The sequence below is a fragment of the Citreicella sp. C3M06 genome, from assembly GCF_018860705.1.
Classification (GTDB): domain Bacteria; phylum Pseudomonadota; class Alphaproteobacteria; order Rhodobacterales; family Rhodobacteraceae; genus Salipiger.
In genome coordinates this window covers 163,379-179,656 of record NZ_JAHKQA010000056.1, presented here as the reverse complement: position 1 = coordinate 179,656, position 16,278 = coordinate 163,379, and the positions used below count along the sequence as shown (strand labels likewise).

13 protein-coding genes are annotated in these 16,278 nt (G+C 66.3%); 4 read left to right on the top strand and 9 right to left on the bottom strand.

The features are described from left to right. Window positions 1-99 precede the first annotated feature (99 nt). From KO516_RS13530 to KO516_RS13515, 4 genes are all read right to left on the bottom strand, one after another. Window positions 100-699, bottom strand: coding sequence for a superoxide dismutase (locus tag KO516_RS13530; RefSeq protein WP_216004313.1), 600 nt, complete (start codon window positions 697-699; stop codon window positions 100-102). Window positions 700-816: 117 nt separating this feature from the next. Next, window positions 817-1,398 (bottom strand): sarcosine oxidase subunit gamma, encoded by a 582-nt coding sequence (locus KO516_RS13525; protein ID WP_216004312.1) that lies wholly within the window; start codon window positions 1,396-1,398, stop codon window positions 817-819. Then, window positions 1,391-4,429, bottom strand: a complete 3,039-nt coding sequence (locus KO516_RS13520; protein WP_216004311.1) for a sarcosine oxidase subunit alpha family protein — start codon at window positions 4,427-4,429, stop codon at window positions 1,391-1,393. Before KO516_RS13520 ends, KO516_RS13525 begins: the two co-directional genes overlap by 8 nt. Before the next feature lie 85 nt (window positions 4,430-4,514). After that, window positions 4,515-4,820 carry a sarcosine oxidase subunit delta gene (locus KO516_RS13515; protein ID WP_216004310.1) on the bottom strand — a complete coding sequence of 102 codons (306 nt, stop codon included), beginning with the start codon at window positions 4,818-4,820 and terminating at the stop codon, window positions 4,515-4,517. A gap of 191 nt (window positions 4,821-5,011) precedes the next feature. On the opposite strand from KO516_RS13515, the gene KO516_RS13510 reads away from it, so the two are divergent. Beyond that, window positions 5,012-5,425: a hypothetical protein gene (locus KO516_RS13510; protein ID WP_216004309.1), complete on the top strand. Its 414-nt coding sequence runs from the start codon at window positions 5,012-5,014 to the stop codon at window positions 5,423-5,425. Between the two features lie 14 nt (window positions 5,426-5,439). Here KO516_RS13510 and KO516_RS13505 read toward each other — a convergent pair whose 3' ends face one another. Continuing rightward, window positions 5,440-6,684 (bottom strand): sarcosine oxidase subunit beta family protein, encoded by a 1,245-nt coding sequence (locus KO516_RS13505; RefSeq protein ID WP_216004308.1) that lies wholly within the window; start codon window positions 6,682-6,684, stop codon window positions 5,440-5,442. Window positions 6,685-6,896: 212 nt separating this feature from the next. On the opposite strand from KO516_RS13505, the gene ccmI reads away from it, so the two are divergent. Genes ccmI through KO516_RS13490 form a run of 3 tightly spaced genes read left to right on the top strand, consistent with a single transcriptional unit; the run spans window position 6,897 to window position 8,801 of the window. Further along, window positions 6,897-8,120 (top strand): c-type cytochrome biogenesis protein CcmI, encoded by a 1,224-nt coding sequence (gene ccmI / locus KO516_RS13500; RefSeq protein ID WP_216004307.1) that lies wholly within the window; start codon window positions 6,897-6,899, stop codon window positions 8,118-8,120. A gap of 43 nt (window positions 8,121-8,163) precedes the next feature. Beyond that, entirely contained in the window at window positions 8,164-8,634 is a 471-nt protein-coding gene (gene ruvX / locus KO516_RS13495; RefSeq protein WP_216004306.1) for a Holliday junction resolvase RuvX, read from the top strand. Beyond that, window positions 8,631-8,801, top strand: coding sequence for a DUF1289 domain-containing protein (locus KO516_RS13490; RefSeq protein WP_216004305.1), 171 nt, complete (start codon window positions 8,631-8,633; stop codon window positions 8,799-8,801). The genes ruvX and KO516_RS13490 overlap by 4 nt, the downstream gene beginning before the upstream one ends. On the opposite strand, the gene KO516_RS13485 is transcribed toward KO516_RS13490, so the two are convergent. From KO516_RS13485 to KO516_RS13470, 4 genes are all read right to left on the bottom strand, one after another. Beyond that, the gene (locus KO516_RS13485) at window positions 8,798-10,474 is read right to left on the bottom strand and encodes a hydantoinase B/oxoprolinase family protein (RefSeq protein ID WP_216004304.1); all 1,677 of its coding nucleotides are present in this window, start codon (window positions 10,472-10,474) and stop codon (window positions 8,798-8,800) included. The two genes, KO516_RS13490 and KO516_RS13485, sit on opposite strands and share 4 nt — an antisense overlap. 172 nt (window positions 10,475-10,646) lie before the next feature. Beyond that, on the bottom strand, window positions 10,647-12,704 hold the full coding sequence (locus KO516_RS13480; RefSeq protein WP_216004323.1) for a hydantoinase/oxoprolinase family protein: 2,058 nt from the start codon (window positions 12,702-12,704) through the stop codon (window positions 10,647-10,649). Window positions 12,705-12,734: 30 nt separating this feature from the next. After that, window positions 12,735-15,434, bottom strand: a complete 2,700-nt coding sequence (locus tag KO516_RS13475) for a molybdopterin cofactor-binding domain-containing protein (protein ID WP_216004303.1) — start codon at window positions 15,432-15,434, stop codon at window positions 12,735-12,737. After that, a complete protein-coding gene (locus KO516_RS13470; RefSeq protein WP_216004302.1) occupies window positions 15,434-16,258 on the bottom strand; it encodes a xanthine dehydrogenase family protein subunit M in 825 nt (274 codons plus the stop codon). The genes KO516_RS13475 and KO516_RS13470 overlap by 1 nt, the downstream gene beginning before the upstream one ends. Between the last annotated feature and the right edge of the window lie 20 nt (window positions 16,259-16,278).

The window sequence follows — 16,278 nt, the reverse complement described above, 5'->3', positions numbered from 1 at the left end:
ATGCGGGAGCCATCCACACAGGACCTTCGAAGCTGCGAATAATGGAAACGCCCCGCACCTTTCGGCACGGGGCGTCCTGAAACTCAGCTAAGCGTCAGATCACATGCGCGATGCGACGTTTTCCCAGTTCACCAGGTTGTCGAGGAAGTTGGCCAGATAGGCCGGGCGCTTGTTGCGGAAGTCGATGTAGTAGGAATGCTCCCACACGTCGCAGCCCAGAAGCGCGGTCTGGCCGAAGCACAGCGGGTTCACGCCGTTTTCGGTCTTGGTGATCTTGAGGCCACCGTCGGTGTCCTTGACCAGCCATGCCCAGCCCGAGCCGAACTGGCCCGCACCGGCGGCGCTGAAGTCTTCCTTGAACTTGTCGACGGTGCCGAAGCTGTCCTTGATCGCCGCTTCCAGCTCGGAGGGCATGGACGAGGCGTCCGGCCCCATCATTTCCCAGAACTGCGCGTGGTTCCAGTGCTGCGAGGCGTTGTTGAACAGGCCCGACTGCGCCACGGCGCCCTTGTCATAGGTGCCGGTCACGATCTCTTCGAGAGACTTGTCGGCCCATTCGGTGCCGTCGATCAGCTTGTTGAGCATGGTGACATAGGCGTTGTGGTGCAGGTCGTGGTGGTATTCCAGCGTTTCCTTGGACATGCCCTTGGAGGCAAGCGCGTCATGTGCGTAGGGAAGATCGGGAAGGGTGAAAGCCATTTTGATATCCTCTCGTGTGTCAGTTTCTTTACGCCAAGACCTAACCCAGCGGGGGGCGAGGTCAAGCGGTCCCTGCTCTGCGCGGCTGCACAGGGCAGAAGTCTTTTTCGACGGTGGTCAAACGGGTTGCGCGATGTGAAAGCCCACCTCGCCGCCCGGCTCTGCCGCCAGTGTCAGCGCCTTGAACGCATACTCCGCCACCGAGCGGAAGCAGAACACCTGCGCCGTTGTTTCCGATTGCAGCCAGATGCCCGCCGCCACCTGTGCAAGCCGCGTGCGGCGGATCATGCCGGGGCTCAGGGCGTCTGCGGCCATGTCGGCCGGGGTCAGCTTGGCCAGCACGTCACGCAGCTGCGGGCCTTTGACCCCGATGAACGCCCGCGCGTCCGACACATCGGTGAGCGCGATGAACCAGCCATCAAAGACCTTGGTCAGCTCGGCCATGGTCTTCGCGACCTTGTCATAGGGGCACAGCAACAGCAGCTCGTCCTGCGCCATCCAGAGCAGCGCCCCCGTCTCGCCCTGAGCCGAGCCCAGCGGCGCGGGCACCTCGAGGCCGATCGCCCCGCGCAGCTTTTCACGGAAATCGGCGCTGTGCTCGCAGCGGATGGAAATTTGTCCCTGCGCGCCAATCGGCCAGACGGTGCAGAGCCCCTCGGAGCGGGCGCCCTGAATCGGGATGCGGATGGTATCAGACATCGGCCTTTTCCCCTTTCGGATCGTAGAACACCGGGCTGACGATCCTTGCCTCGACAAGGCTCAGCTTGTGGGTGGTGTGGTCCTGTTCCTCGGCGGTGAACCAGATGCTCTCGCCCATGCGCTCGGGCCCGTTTTCGACCAGCCCCATGGCGATGCCCTTCTTCAACGTCGGCGAGTAATAGGTCGAGGTGACCCGCCCCTGCACGTTGCGCTGCCCGTTGGCGTTCTTGCCAGCGGCAACGCAATAGGCGCCATCGGGCAGCACCGATCCATCGGGCGTTTCCAGCCCCACGAGCTGCCAGCGGTTGGCGCGCGCCATGTCGGGGCGTTCCTGCGCGCGCTTGCCAAGATAGTCGGCCTTCTTCTTCGAGATCGCCCAGTTCAGGCCCAGATCCTGCGGAATCACCGTGCCGTCGGTCTCGTCGCCGATCATGATGAAGCCCTTCTCGGCCCGCATGACATGCAGCGCCTCGGTGCCATAGGGGGTGATGTTCCACTCGGCCCCGGCCTCGATCAGTCTGTCCCAGAAGGCGCGGCCACGATTGGCGGGGATGGCGATTTCATAAGACAGCTCGCCCGAAAAGCTGATGCGATAGACGCGGCAGGGCGTATCGGCCAGCGTGCCATCGGCCCAGCCCATGAACGGCAGCGCGTCTTTGCTCAGATCCATGCCGCCCAGCTTTTCCAGCAGCTTGCGGGCATTGGGGCCGACCACGGCAATCTGGGCATATTGTTCGGTCAGGTTGGCGGTATAGACCTTCCAGTCCCACCATTCGCATTGCAGCCAGTCTTCCATATGGGCGTGAACGTGATCCGCACCGCCCGAGGTGGTGTGGCACAGCCAGCTGTCCTCGGACAGGCGCACAACCACGCCGTCATCCATCAGAAAGCCGTTCTCGTTGCACATCAAGCCATAGCGGCATTTGCCCACCGGCAGCGTCGACATCATGTTGGTGTACATCATGTCGAGGAATTTGCCCGCGTCCGGCCCTTTGACAAGGATCTTGCCCAGCGTCGAGGCGTCAAGAATGCCAAGGCTGCCGCGCGTGGCGTCGATTTCCCGGTTGACCGCATCGCGGCGGGATTCCCCCGCCTTCGTGTAGCAATAGGGGCGGCGCCACTGGCCGACGATCTCCCATTTTGCGCCCTGCGCCTCGTGCCAGTCCTGCATCGGGGTACGGCGCAGCGGCTGGAACAACTCGCCGCGCGCCTCGCCGGCAATCGCTCCAAAGCTGATCGGGGTATAGGGCGGGCGGAATGTGGTGGTGCCGACCTGCGGGATCGGCTTGCCAAGCGCATCGGACAGGATCGCCAGCCCGTTGATGTTGCTCAGCTTGCCCTGATCGGATGCCATGCCCAGCGTGGTATAGCGCTTGGCATGCTCGACGCTTTCATAGCCCTCGCGGGCGGCAAGTTGCACATCCGACACCTTGACGTCGTTCTGATAGTCCAGAAACGCCTTCATCCTCAGGTCGGGCCGCGCCTTTGCAGGCATGATCCAGACCGGCATCAGGGGCGCCTCATCAAGGCCTTGCGCTGGCGGGGCGTCGGCGTCCGCTGCCTCGATCCCGAGGCGGCGGGCGGCGGTGACCCCGGTCTTGGCGGCGCAGCTCAGCGTGTCCGGCAGGTTCAGGAACCCGTTCGCCGCGCCGCAGGCCAGCACAAACGGCTCGCCATCTGCGCCAGTCGGCGCGCGGGCGGCATCGGGGCGAAAGAACGCCTCGACCTCGTCCCAGCTCAGCTTGCCGCCGCAATGCGACCACAGATGCACCACCGGCGACCAGCCACCCGACATGGCCACCGCATCGCAAGGGATTTCCTCGATCACCGAGCCTTCGCTGGCCTGAAGGCAGGTCGCAACACCGCTGACGCGCTTGCTGCCCAGAACCTTGCTGACCGCCCGGCCCGGCTCGATGCGGATGCCAAGCGCGCGGGCCTCGTCGGCGATCTTGCCACCGCCAAACGGGCGGGCATCAAGGATCGCCGGAACCTCAAGCCCCGCCTTGACCAGCGTAATCGCGGTGCGATAGCCGTCGTCGTTGTTGGTGACAACCACGGTGCGGGCGCCGGGAATGACCCCGTAATTCACCACGTAATCGCGCATCGCCGAGGCCAGCATCACGCCCGGCAGATCGTTTCCGGCAAAGCTGAGCGGGCGCTCGATCGCCCCTGTTGCGGTAATCACCTGCTTTGCCCGCATCCGCCACAGACGGTGACGCGGACCGGGCGCGCCGGGGGTGTGATCGCTCAGCCGCTCGTAGCCAAGGATATAGCCATGATCCTGCACCGCCGCGCCCATGAAGCGCAGGCGCATCTTTACATTGGGCATCGCCTGCAGCTCGGCGACGGTCTTGGCAACCCATGCGTCCGGGTCCATGCCATCGATGCTGCCGCCATCGACCGGCGCGCGCCCGCCCCAATGGGCGCTCTGATCGACCAACAGCACCTCTGCCCCGGCCTCTGCCGCCGATTTCGCCGCCTGCAAACCCGCAACGCCGCCCCCGATCACCAGCAGATCGACATGGGCGTGGAAATGCTCATAGCGGTCGGCATCGCGGCTTTCGGGGTCGGGCGCCTTCCCCAGCCCCGCCGCCTGCCGGATCACCGGCTCATACAGGTGTTTCCACAGCGGGCGCGGCCACAGGAACGTCTTGTAATAGAACCCCGCCGGCAGGAACCGGGCAAGCTTGGCGCTGATCTCTCCGACATCGGTTTCCAGCGACGGCCAATGGTTCTGCGAGCTGCTTGTCAGCCCGTCGAACAGTTCGGTCGTGGTGGCGCGCTGGTCGGGCTCGAACCGCGCGCCCTGCCCCAGATGCACCAGCGCGTTGGGCTCTTCGGGGCCAGAGGCAACGATACCGCGCGGGCGGTGGAATTTGTAGCTGCGCCCGACCAGCACCTGATCATTGGCAAGCAGCGCCGAGGCCAGCGTGTCGCCGGCATATCCGGTGAAATGCTTGCCGTTGAAGGTGAAGCCGATCTGCTTCTTGCGGTCGGTGAAACGACCGCCGGTTGTGAGTCTCGCGCTCATGCCTCGGGCCTCGTCGGGATTGCGCCGGGCATCGCCCCGGCCGGAGTGGTCTGAAAAACCGGAGTGGTCTGGAAAGGGTGCAAGCTCATGCGCGGGCGGCTTCGATGCGATCAAGGATGTCTTGCGGTGGCTCCTGCGTCTGGGCGGAATAGGTGCCAAAGACCTGCATGGTCACGCTGTCGCGCGCCGCAAGGAACCACTTGCCGCAGCCATAGCTGTGCCGCCATCGCTCGAGCACCACCCCCTTGGGGTTGTCGCGCAGGAACAGATAGCCTTCGAAATCCGCGTCGCTGCTGCCGGGGCCAAAGCGTTTCAGATGCGCCTCGCCGCCCGGCGTCAGCTCGATCTCGGCGGCGTCCACGCCGCAGCAGGGACAATGCAGGATCAGCATGGGAAACCTCCGGCTTCTGGGGTGCGGCGTTCGCTGGGCGCCGCAGGAATGACATTCTGTCCGCTCGCCTGCGCAAATGGCAGGCACACGGGTATTTGTTCGGAGTTTCTTAACGCGGCCTGCCCAGCGTTAAGTGGCGGTTTAAAGGTCACGCCTACCTCGGAGGAGAGGCACATAAGAAGGGAAAGCCCATGAGCAGATTGCTGACGCTGACGCTGACGTCCCATCGTGGCCGGGATTACCCGGTCGAACTGTTCACACCAGATACCAGCTTTACCGACAGCGGTGCGGTGTACCTGTTCCTGAGAATGCCGCAGGGCCGCTCGCTTCAGGCGCAGGTGCTGTATGTCGGCGAGGCCGATATGCTGCACAGGCAACTGATCGCCGACCGCCGCGCAGGCGCTGTCTGGCAGCGGGCCGAGGCAATGGGGTTTGATACCATCGGCGCGCTGGCGCTGGCCCGCCCCGAAGACCGCAGCGCCATCGCGCGCGAATTCATCCACAGCTGGAACCCGCCCTGCAACGACGGGCATGGCGCGATGCTGGGCCTTGTCGGCCTTGCCGCGCCGATGCCCGAATTGCGGGTCGCCGGCCTGCGCCGTTGATCGATCCGGCTGCATCAATGCGCCACCCCCGCGGCGACGGATTCGTCGATGAAGCGCCCTTCGCGGAACCGGTCCATGCCAAAGGCCGCCGTGAGGGGGGATGCGCCGGTGGCCATCAGCTCGGCAAAGCCCCAGCCAGACCCGGGGATCGCCTTGAACCCGCCGGTGCCCCAGCCGCAGTTGAAATAGCAGCCCTCAAGCGGGGTCTTCGACAGGATCGGCGAGCGATCGCCCGTCACATCGACGATGCCCGCCCATTGCCGCAGCATCTTGAGCCGCGAAATCATCGGGAAGGTCTCTACCAGCGCCCGAACGGTTTCCTCGATGTGCTGGAAACTGCCGCGCTGCGCGTAGTTGATATAGCCATCGGTGCCGCCGCCGATCACCAGCTCGCCCTTGTCGGACTGCGACAGATAACCGTGCACGGTGTTGGCCATCACCACCACGTCGATGCAGGGCTTGATCGGCTCTGACACCAGCGCCTGCAGCGCCACCGATTCCAGCGGCAAGCGGAAACCGGCCATCTCGGCCACCACCCCCGAATGCCCGGCCACCACGACGCCCAGCTTGTCGCAATCGATGCGGCCCAGCGTGGTCTCGATGCCGCGCACCCGGCCATTGGACTGGCGCACCGCGGTGACCTCGCAATTTTGGATGATGTCCATGCCCATGTCGGAACAGGCCCGCGCATAGCCCCAGGCCACCGCGTCGTGGCGCGCCGTGCCGCCGCGCGCCTGATACAGCGCGCCCAGCACCGGATAGCGCGGCCCTTCGATGTTCATGATCGGGCACAGCCGCTTGACCTCGGCGGGCGAGATCATGTCGGTGTCGATGCCCTGTAGCCGGTTGGCGTGAACGGTGCGCTGATAGCCGCGCAGCTCGTGTTCGGTCTGCGCCAGCATCATCAGCCCGCGCGGGCTGAACATCACGTTGTAATTGAGATCCTGACTCAGCCCTTCGTACAGCGAGCGGGCCTTTTCATACAGCGCCGCCGACGGATCCTGAAGATAGTTCGACCGGATGATGGTGGTGTTGCGCCCGGTGTTGCCGCCGCCCAGCCAGCCCTTTTCGATGATCGCCACATTGGTGATGCCGAAATTCTTGCCAAGGTAATAGGCCGTTGCCAGCCCGTGCCCGCCCGCACCGACGATGACCACGTCATATTTGGTCTTTGGCGCGGGGCTGCGCCATGCGCGCCCCCATCCGCTGTGGTAACGGGCGGCCTCTCGGGCAACGGCGAACATGGAATAGCGTTTCATCAGGCCTCGAATCCGGATGCGTGGGTCGATCTGTCGCCGCAGACTTGATCACGGTCAGCGCCCCTTCCGCAACCGTCTCTTGCTGACGGGTTCGCGACTTTGCGGCGCAATGGGCGATCCGTCGCGCCTCTCGGGGCTTTTGTCCCGGCCCTTGCATCTATACATGAAGCATGGGCGGAAGTCCCGCAGCGCGCGGGAAGACGGGAGAACGCATGACCCTTTTCTGGATCATATCGGGCGCGGCGGTGCTGGTGGTGTCGGCAGTGCTTGCGCTTGCCCTGCTGCGCGGGCAATCCGCTGGGGATGATGCACAGGCCAGCGATCTTGCGGTCTACCGCGACCAGCTGCGCGAGATCGAGCAGGGCGCAGCGCGCGGCGCCATCCCCCCCGAAGAGGCCGAGCGCCTGCGCACCGAAGTGTCGCGCCGTATCCTGTCTGCCGACGCACGCAAGGACGGCGCGCCGCAGCGCAAACAGTCGCGCGCCGCGACACTGCTGCTGTCGGGGCTGATTGCCCTGTTGCTGCTGGGCGGCAGCTTTGCGCTGTACTGGCGGCTCGGCGCGCCGGGCTATCGCGATCTTGGCCTGCAATCACGCGTTGCCATGGCGCAGGAACGGCGCGAAAGCCGCCCCTCGCAGGCCGACGCCGAAGCACAGCTGCCGCCCGCGCCCGTCCCCGATGCCTCCGAAGAGTACCTTGCGCTGGTGGAAAAGCTGCGCAGCACCGTGCAGCAGCGCCCGGATGATCTGCGCGGTTTTCAGCTGCTCGCCCGCTCCGAGGCGGCGCTTGGCAATTACGCCGACGCCTACCGCGCGCAACAGCGCCTGATCGAATTGCAGGGCGACGCCGCGCAAGCGCAGGATTACGCCGATCTGGCCGATATGCAGGTGATGGCGGCGGGCGGCTATGTGTCGCCCGAAACCGAACGGGTGCTGGATGAGATCATGCGCCGCGACCCGGAAAACGGCGTCGCGCGCTATTACGGCGGGCTGATGATGGCGCAAACCGGTCGCCCTGACGCCGCCTTCCGCATCTGGGACAAGCTGCTGCGCGAAAGCCCGAATGATGCGCCTTGGGTGCCGGCAATCCGCAACCAGATTGCCGAACTGGCGATGCTGGCCGGGGTCAATGATTACACCCCGCCTGTCGCCGCGCTGTCTGGCCCCAGCGCCGAAGACATGCAGGCCGCCTCGCAAATGTCGGACGAAGATCGTCAGGAGATGATCCGCGGCATGGTCGAGGGGCTGAGCGACCGGCTTGCAACGCAAGGGGGCGGAGCGCAGGAATGGGCGCAGCTGATCGGCGCGCTTGCCGTGCTGGGAGAAACCGCCCGCGCCAGCGAAATCTGGAACGAGGCGCAGACCGTCTTTGCCGCGCAGCCTAGCGCACTTGCAACCCTGCGCGAGGCCGCCACCCGCAGCGGGCTGGTCGAATGAGCCTCTGCCACTGCCAGCCCCGCCCCAAAAGGACCACCGCCCGATGATCCACGATGATATGGAAAGCTTTGCCGCCGCCCTCCCCCCGATGCGCGCGCTTGCCGGGCTGGACCTTGGCACCAAGACCATCGGGGTTGCGATCTCTGACCGGCTGCGCAGCGTCGCGACACCGCAGGAAACCGTCAAGCGCAAGAAATACACGCTGGACGCGCAGCAGCTTCTGGCCATCCTGAAGGACCGCGAGGTCGGCGGCATCGTGCTGGGCCTGCCGCGCAACATGGACGGCTCCGAAGGGCCACGGTGCCAGTCCACCCGCGCCTTTGCCCGCAATTTCTCGCAGCTCTGGGACGGCCCGGTCACCTTTTGGGACGAACGCCTGTCGACCGTCGCCGCCGAACGCGCCCTGCTCGAGGCTGACACCTCGCGCGCCCGCCGGGCCGAGCTGATCGACCACGTGGCCGCGTCTTATATCCTTCAGGGCGCGCTCGACCGGCTGGGGAACCTGTCGCGATGAGCCTCAGCCCCTGCACCAATATCTGCGTGATCGAGCCGAAAAGCCGTCTGTGCAAGGGCTGCCTGCGCAGCATCGACGAGATCACCGCATGGAGTCGCCTTGGCGACGACGCCCGCCGCGCCATCATGGAAACGCTTCCCGAACGGCGCCCGCTGCTGGCCGATTAGCCGAACAGCGCCTTGGCCTCTTCGGGGGTATAGCGCCCAAGCCGCACGTCTTCAGCCACCAGCGCCGGATCGCGTTTCGACGGATCGCCGAAACCGCCGCCACCGGGCGTGCAAACCCGCACCCGATCCCCCGCAACCAGCTGGATGTCTTGCGCCTTGCTCAGATGCTCGGGCACAAAGCTTTCGCCGCCGCGCGTCACCAGCACCCGGTTCTTCGCGCCATCCTTGCCGCCAAGCGCCCCCTGCGGGCCAAATCGGCCGTGATCCATCACGAAACTCGCCCGCGCATGACCCGCGCGCAGCTCGACCTCGTAATCAAGGCCAAAGCCGCCGCGATGCTCGCCCGCGCCGCCAGACCCCTCGTGCAGGGCATAGCGGTGATAGAGCACGGGAAACTGCTGCTCCATGATCTCGACGGGGGGCGCCTTGGATATGCCAATGGTCGAACAGCCGTTGGAAATGCCGTCGCCGCCAGCATAACCGCCATAGCCGCCGCCCGAAATCTGATACATCACATAGGCCTGCCCGGTTTCGGGAACCTCGCCGCCCAGCGCAAAATTGCCCGAAGACCCGGCGGGCGAGGCGCTGACCTTGCCCGGCAGCGCCTGGATGAGCGCGGCAAACACCGCCTCGGCGATGCGCTGACTGACCTCGGCGGCGCAGCCCGACACCGGGCGCGGATAGCGCGCGTCCAGAAAGGTGCCCTCGGGCCGGATCACCTTCAGCGGCTCGAACGCCCCGGCGCTGATCGGAACGTCTGGAAAGATATGCCGCATGGCTAGATAGACCGAAGACAGCGTCGTCGCGATCACCGAATTCATCGGCCCCTGACACGGCGGGCTGGTCCCGTCGAAATCAAAGGTCAGGCTTTCGCCGTCGCTTGTCACCGCAAGCTTGATCTCGAGCGGCTCGTTCACCACCCCGTCGCTGTCGATATAGGCGGTGCTGCGATAGGTGCCGACGGGGATCTGCCCGATCTGCACCCGCATCTGATCCGCCGCCCGGACCCGCAACTCGGCAATAGCCGCGCTGACGGTGTCATCGCCATAGCGATCCAGCAGCCGCGTCAGACGCGCCTCCCCGACATAAAGCGCTGCCGCCTGCGCCTTGACGTCGCCGATGCGCTGATCGGCCACGCGGATGTTGGAACAGATGATGGAATAAATCTCCTGATCCAGCTCGCCGCCCTTGAACAGCCGCACCGGCGGCAACCGCAGCCCCTCTTGCTCGACCGCCGTCGCCGAGGCCGAAAAGCCCCCCGGCACCGCGCCGCCGGTATCGGGCCAATGCCCGGTATTCGACAGCCAGCAAAAAATCTTGCCATCCCGCCAGACCGGCATGGCAAAGCGCACATCCATCAGATGCGTTCCGCCAAGATAGGGATCGTTGACGATATAGATATCGCCCGGCTTGGGCGCCGCCACCTTGCCCTCTGCCATCATCGAAATCAGCGTGGCGGTGGAATATTGCATCACCCCCACGAACACCGGCAGCCCCATCGAGCCTTGCGCGATCAGACTGCCATCTTCGGCGGAATAGATCCCGTCCGAGCGGTCATTCGCCTCGGCGATCACCGGCGAGAACGCCGCGCGCGAAAACGACAGGTCCATCTCGTCGCAGACCTGCTGCAAGCCCGACTGGATGACGGTGAGGGTAATCGGATCGAGGCTCATCGCGCTACTCCGGTGTTGGCAAGGGATGTCCGGCGGCCGGGCAGCCTCCGGCGGGAGTTTATCTGGCAAGATGAAGACAGGCGCCGCGCCCCAACTTCATCTTGCCGGGTAAACTCCACGGGGGTCCGGGGGTGTGAAACCCCCGGCCCGGCAGCGCGGGCAGGCACCGCGATCATGTCTGCGCTCCCACGGTGACGATCAGATTGCCATCGGCGTCCTGAGTGGCGGTGTCGCCCACTTCCAGCACCAGCGTGCAATCCATCTGTTCCACGATGGTCGGACCATGCAGCGCGGCATCCAGAGGTAGATGGTCGCGCCAATAGACCGGCACCTCGCACCAGCCATCGAAGAAAACGCGGCGCGTGCCGCTTTGCGCCTCGGCCAGCGTCGCCTTGCGCCCGGCGGCATCGATCAGCGCGGCAAGGTCGATCTCGGGGCGGCGACCGATCACCGATGTCGCGACATTGACCAATGCGGCGCGGATCTCTGGCAGGCGCACCTGAAAGCGTTTGAAATACGCCTCCTCGAACAGCGCCTGCAGTTCATCCCGCGTGGGCGCATCGCTGGGCAGCGGCACGCGCAGCAGGTGAGTCTGGCCGATGAAGCGCATCTCGACCGAGAAGGCGATCTTTTCCTCGGCGATCTCGACCCGCTCGCGGGCGATGGCAGCGCGCCCATCGGCGACCTGCTTGGTGAACAGCGCATGAACCTCGTCCATGTCGCAGGCATCCAGCGGCCTGTTCACCGTGGCGACGTAATCATGCCGCAGATCGGCCACGATGCAGCCGAGCGCGTTGGTGATGCCGGGCCGGGCCGGCACCAGAACGCGCGGCACGCCCAGTTCGCGCGCGATGGCGCAGGCGTGCAGCGGCCCCGCGCCGCCAAAGGCAAACAGCGCGAAATCGCGCGGGTCTTCGCCGAGCGAGATCGACACCATGCGCACTGCATCCGCCATCTTGGCATTGGCGATGCGCAGCACGGCGGCGGCGGCCTCGTCGGCCCCAAGCCCCAGCTTTGCGCCCAGCGTCGCAAACGCCTCGCGGATGGTGTCCAGCGATACGCCTCCGGCCCCGGTGTTCAGCCGGTCGGGATTGAGTCTCCCGAGCAGCATGTTGGCATCCGAGATCGTCGGCAGCGTGCCGCCCTTGCCGTAGCAGATCGGCCCCGGCGTCGATCCTGCCGAGTCCGGTCCGACCTGCAACAGCCCTGCCGCATCAACCCGCGCGATCGACCCACCGCCGGCGCCGACGGTGCGCACATCCACCATGGGCACGTGGATCGGCATGGCGTATTCCACCTCGATCTCGTGGCTGACGGCGGGATCGGCGCCCCGGATCATCGCCACGTCTGTCGAGGTTCCGCCCATGTCATAGGTCAGCAGATCGGGGATGCCCGCGCGTCGGCCCGTGTAAGCCGCCGCCATCACGCCCGAAGCTGGCCCTGACATCACCGTCTTGGCCGCCTCATCCGCCACCACGCGGGCCGAGACCATGCCGCCGTTGCCGTTCATCACCAGAAGGTCGCGATCATAGCCGCGCTCCGACAGCTTGTCGGCCAGCCGTTCCACGTAGCGCCGCAGCAGTGGCTGCACGGAGGCGTTCACCGCCGCCGTCACGCCGCGTTCGTATTCGCGCGATTCCGAAATCAGCGCATGGCCCATGGTGATGTTGCCATTGGGCCAGACCTCGCGGGCGATCTGCCCGGCGCGCTGCTCATGCGCGGGATTGGCGTAAGAGTGCAGGAAGTGGATGACCAGCGCCTCGCAGCCCTTGTCCACCAACTCCGCCAGCGCCGCTCGCAGCGCCTCCTCGTCCAGCGCCGTGTAGACCGCGCCATCTGCCAGCATCCGCTCGGGTACTTCAAGCCGCAGATCGCGCGGGATCAGCGGGCGGAACTGCCCGGTCATGCCATAGGCATGGGGGCGGGTGCGGCGGCCCAGTTCCAGCACGTCGCGAAAGCCCATGGTGGTGACCAGCCCGGTCTTGCACAATTGCCGTTCCAGCACGGCGTTTGTCGTGGTCGTGGTGCCGTGCACGATCAGATCCAGCGCGGCGGCATCGACACCGGCCGCATCGAGTGCATCCAGAACACCGCGCGACTGGTTGTCGAGCGTGGTCGGCACCTTGGCCAGCTTCACGCTGCTGGCGCGACTGTCGTAATAGACAAGGTCGGTAAAGGTGCCGCCCACGTCGATGCCCGCGAAGGTGCCGGTAAGGGTGCTGTCGGTCATCTGCGGGGCCTTTTCAGAGTTATCCAGCATTCAAAGCGCCTTGATCGCGGCCCGCAGGCGCGCGGGCGTTGCGGGCAGGTGGTGGATGCGGGCGCCCGTGGCATGGGCAATCGCGTTGAGAACGGCGGGGGCGGTCGGGATCAGGCAATGTTCGCCCAGCCCCTTGGCCCCGTACGGCCCATGCGCATCGCCGCTTTCGATGATCAGCGTGTCGATGGGGGGAACATCGCCAATGGTGGGAATCAGGTAATCGTGCAGATTCTCGGTGCGCCCGGGCAGGAATTCTTCCATCAACGCAAGGCCGATGCCCTGCGCGACGCCGCCTTCGACCTGGCCTTCGACCAGCAGCGGGTTGATGGCTTTGCCGACATCATGCGCCGCAACCATGCGGATCAACCGGGTGGTGCCAAGCGCCAGATCCACCTCGGCCACGCAAAGCTGCGCGGCGGTGCCAAAGACCGCATAAGGGTCCCCCTGCCCGTTCTCGTCCAGCGGCGTGGTGGGCGGATCGTAGCTCTCCACCGCCTCCAGCACGTAACCATCGCCGGACAGCGGCACCTGAACCGTGGCGTCGCCATCGCTCAGCGTCAGGCCGTTGTCGAACGAGATGACCGCCGTATCCGACACATTGCCAAGGCGCAGGATCTGCGCCCTGAGCGCCTCGCCACACAGTCGCGCGGCATTGCCCGAGATATAGGTCTGGCGGCTGGCCGAGGTCTTGCCCGCGTCCGGCGTGATATCCGTGTCGGCGCCGATCAGCGAGACATCGGCGACGGACACACCCAGCGCCTGCGCAAAGATCTGGGTGATCACGGTGTTGGACCCCTGCCCGATATCGACCGCGCCCTGATGCAGGAACAGCTCGCCCGCGGCGGTGATCCCGGCGCGGATGGTCGAGGGGTTGGAGATCGAGGTGTTGCCGCAGCCATACCAACCCGACGCCACGCCGACGCCGCGCTTGACGCCCGAGTGTTCTGCGTTGAACGCCGCGCAGTCGGCCAGCGCCGTTTCCCACGCGGGCTTCAGCGCTTCGAGGCAGGCGTCGATGGCCATGCCGCGTTCGAACACCTGCCCGGTGACGGTGGGCTCGCCGTTGCGCAGCGCGTTGCGCAAGCGGAACTCCAGCCGGTCGATGCCCAGCTTTTCCGCCATCATGTCGTACAGCTGTTCCTGTGCCACCGCCGATTGCGGCACGCCAAAGCCCCGGAAAGCCCCGGCAGGCGCGGTGTTGGTGTGGATGCCAGCGCTGCGGGCCTCGTAATTGGGCGTGCGATACGGGCCCGAGGCATGGATCGGCACCCGGTTCGCCACGGTCGGCCCCCAGCTGGCATAGGCGCCAGTGTTGAACACCCCGTCGAAGCGCGCGCCAAGGATATGGCCGTCGTCATCGGCGGCGATCTCCATATGCACCTCGGAGGGGTGGCGCTTGGTCGAGGCCATCAGGCTTTCGGTCCGGGTGAAGGCGATGCGCACCGGCTTGCCGGTGATCCACGCCGCCAGCGCCACAAAGGGCTGCGCCGTCAGGTCCAGCTTCGACCCGAAGCCGCCGCCGACCGCCGTGGGCAGGATGCGCACCTGATCGGGCGCAAGCCCCATCAGCCCGGCGATGCCGTCGCGATTCATGAACGGTGCCTGCGTGCAACAGCGGATTTCCAGCCGATCGCCAACGCGCACCGCCGAGGCGGCCTCGGGTTCGATATAGCCATGTTCGATGAAGCCGGTGGAAAAATCGCCGCTGACGACGTGCGGCGCGCTGGCCAGCGCCGCGCCCGCGTCGCCGCGCGCGACATAACCCCGGCACATGACGTTTTCGGCCCGGTCCGCGTGCAGCAGTGCCGCCTTGTCCGCGCCTTTCGGCGTGGTGATTGACGGCAGCTCTTCCCATGTCACCGGAAAGGCGGGCATGGCGGCGATGGCCTCGGGGGTGCCGACAACGCAGGCAACCGCCTCGCCCTTGAACCGGGTCTCGCCCTCGGCCAGCATCGGCTGGTCCTCGAAGCCGGGGATGACGCCAAAGCGGTTCTCGCCGGGGATGTCGGCGGCGGTCAGAATGACCTCGAGCCCACGCGCATCGCGAAAGGCATCAAGATCGCCAAAGCGGAAGGCAGCGCGGTGATAAGGCGCGCGGATGGGCCGGGCGAGCAGCGCGCCCTCGGGGGCGACGTCATCGCCGAAACGCTCCGTGCCGCTGACCTTGGGCCAACCATCCAGCCGCGCGATGGGCGCGCCAACGCCCCCGGTGGACAGCGGCGCGGTGCCCGATGCGTCCAGCACCGCGTCGATGATCTTGCGATACCCGGTGCAGCGACAGAGCACGCCGCCCAGCGCATCCTCGACCGCCTCGGAACTCAGCGGCGCGCCAGAACGCAGCAGCGCCACCGCCGACACCATCATTCCCGGCGTGCAGATGCCGCATTGCGCCGCCTGATGGCGCTGAAAGCTTTGCGCCAGCCTTGCCGCGTGCGGATCATCGGCCACCAGCCCGACCTGTGTTTCGATCACCGCGCCCTGTGCCTGCCCCGCCGCGATCATGCAGGCGCAGACCGGCGCGCCGTCGAGCAGCACGGTGCAGGCGCCGCAATCGCCGGCGTTGCAGCCGATCTTGACGTCCTTGGCCCCTGCGCTTTCGCGCAGCACCTCGGACAGGCGGGCGGTGGGCGAGGTGGCAACGGTGACGCTGTCGCCGTTCAGGGTGAAACCGATATGGCCGTGCGGGGCGTCGAGCGACATCAGAGGGTCTCCATGGCATTAGCAACGGTGCGGGCGACCAGCGCCGTCACCGCGTCAAGGCGGTAGCCCGCGCTGGCGCGGACGTCGTCGATGGGGGAAAGCTCGTCAAAAGCATAGGCGCCGGTGCGGGCAAAGACCTCGTCCTGCGTCGCCCCGACAAGCTGCGTCTCGAGCGCGCTCAGGCGGCGGGCGACGGGCGAACAGGCGCCAACGGCGATGCGGGCGGTTTCGATACGGCCTGCGCGGGTGGTGACGGTGGCCGCGACCATGGCGATCGAGATCACAAGATACTTGCGCGCCCCCAGCTTGAGGAACGCGCCCTGCCCCGGCGCATCGGGGATATGAATGGCCGACAGGATCTCGCCCGGTTCAAGCGCGGTGCGGCGCGGGCCAAGGATGAACCCCTCCAGCGGCAGCACCCGCGTGCCGCCCGCCGAGGCCAGCTCGACCGACGCGTCCAGCGCCAGCAGCGCCGGCACGCCGTCGGCCGCCGGCGAGGCGTTGCACAGGTTGCCCGCCAGCGTTCCGGCGTTCTGGATCTGCACCGATCCCACCTCGCGCGCGGCGGCCTTCAGCCCGTCGAACATCGGCGGCAGATCGGCCTTTACGATAGCGGTCCATGTGGTCGCACCGCCAATGCGCCAGCCGCTGTCGCTGCGCGTGATGCCCTTCATCGAGGCAATTCGCGTCAGGTCGATCAGCTCGGGCGGCGGCGCGCCGTCGCGCAGGCCCGGGTACAGATCGGTTCCGCCCGCCAGCAGCGCCGCGCCCCCGCCGCTCAGCGCAAGCGCGTCTTCAAGCGATTCGGGTCGGTGCAGGGTCATGGTCTCTCTCCGGGCGATCA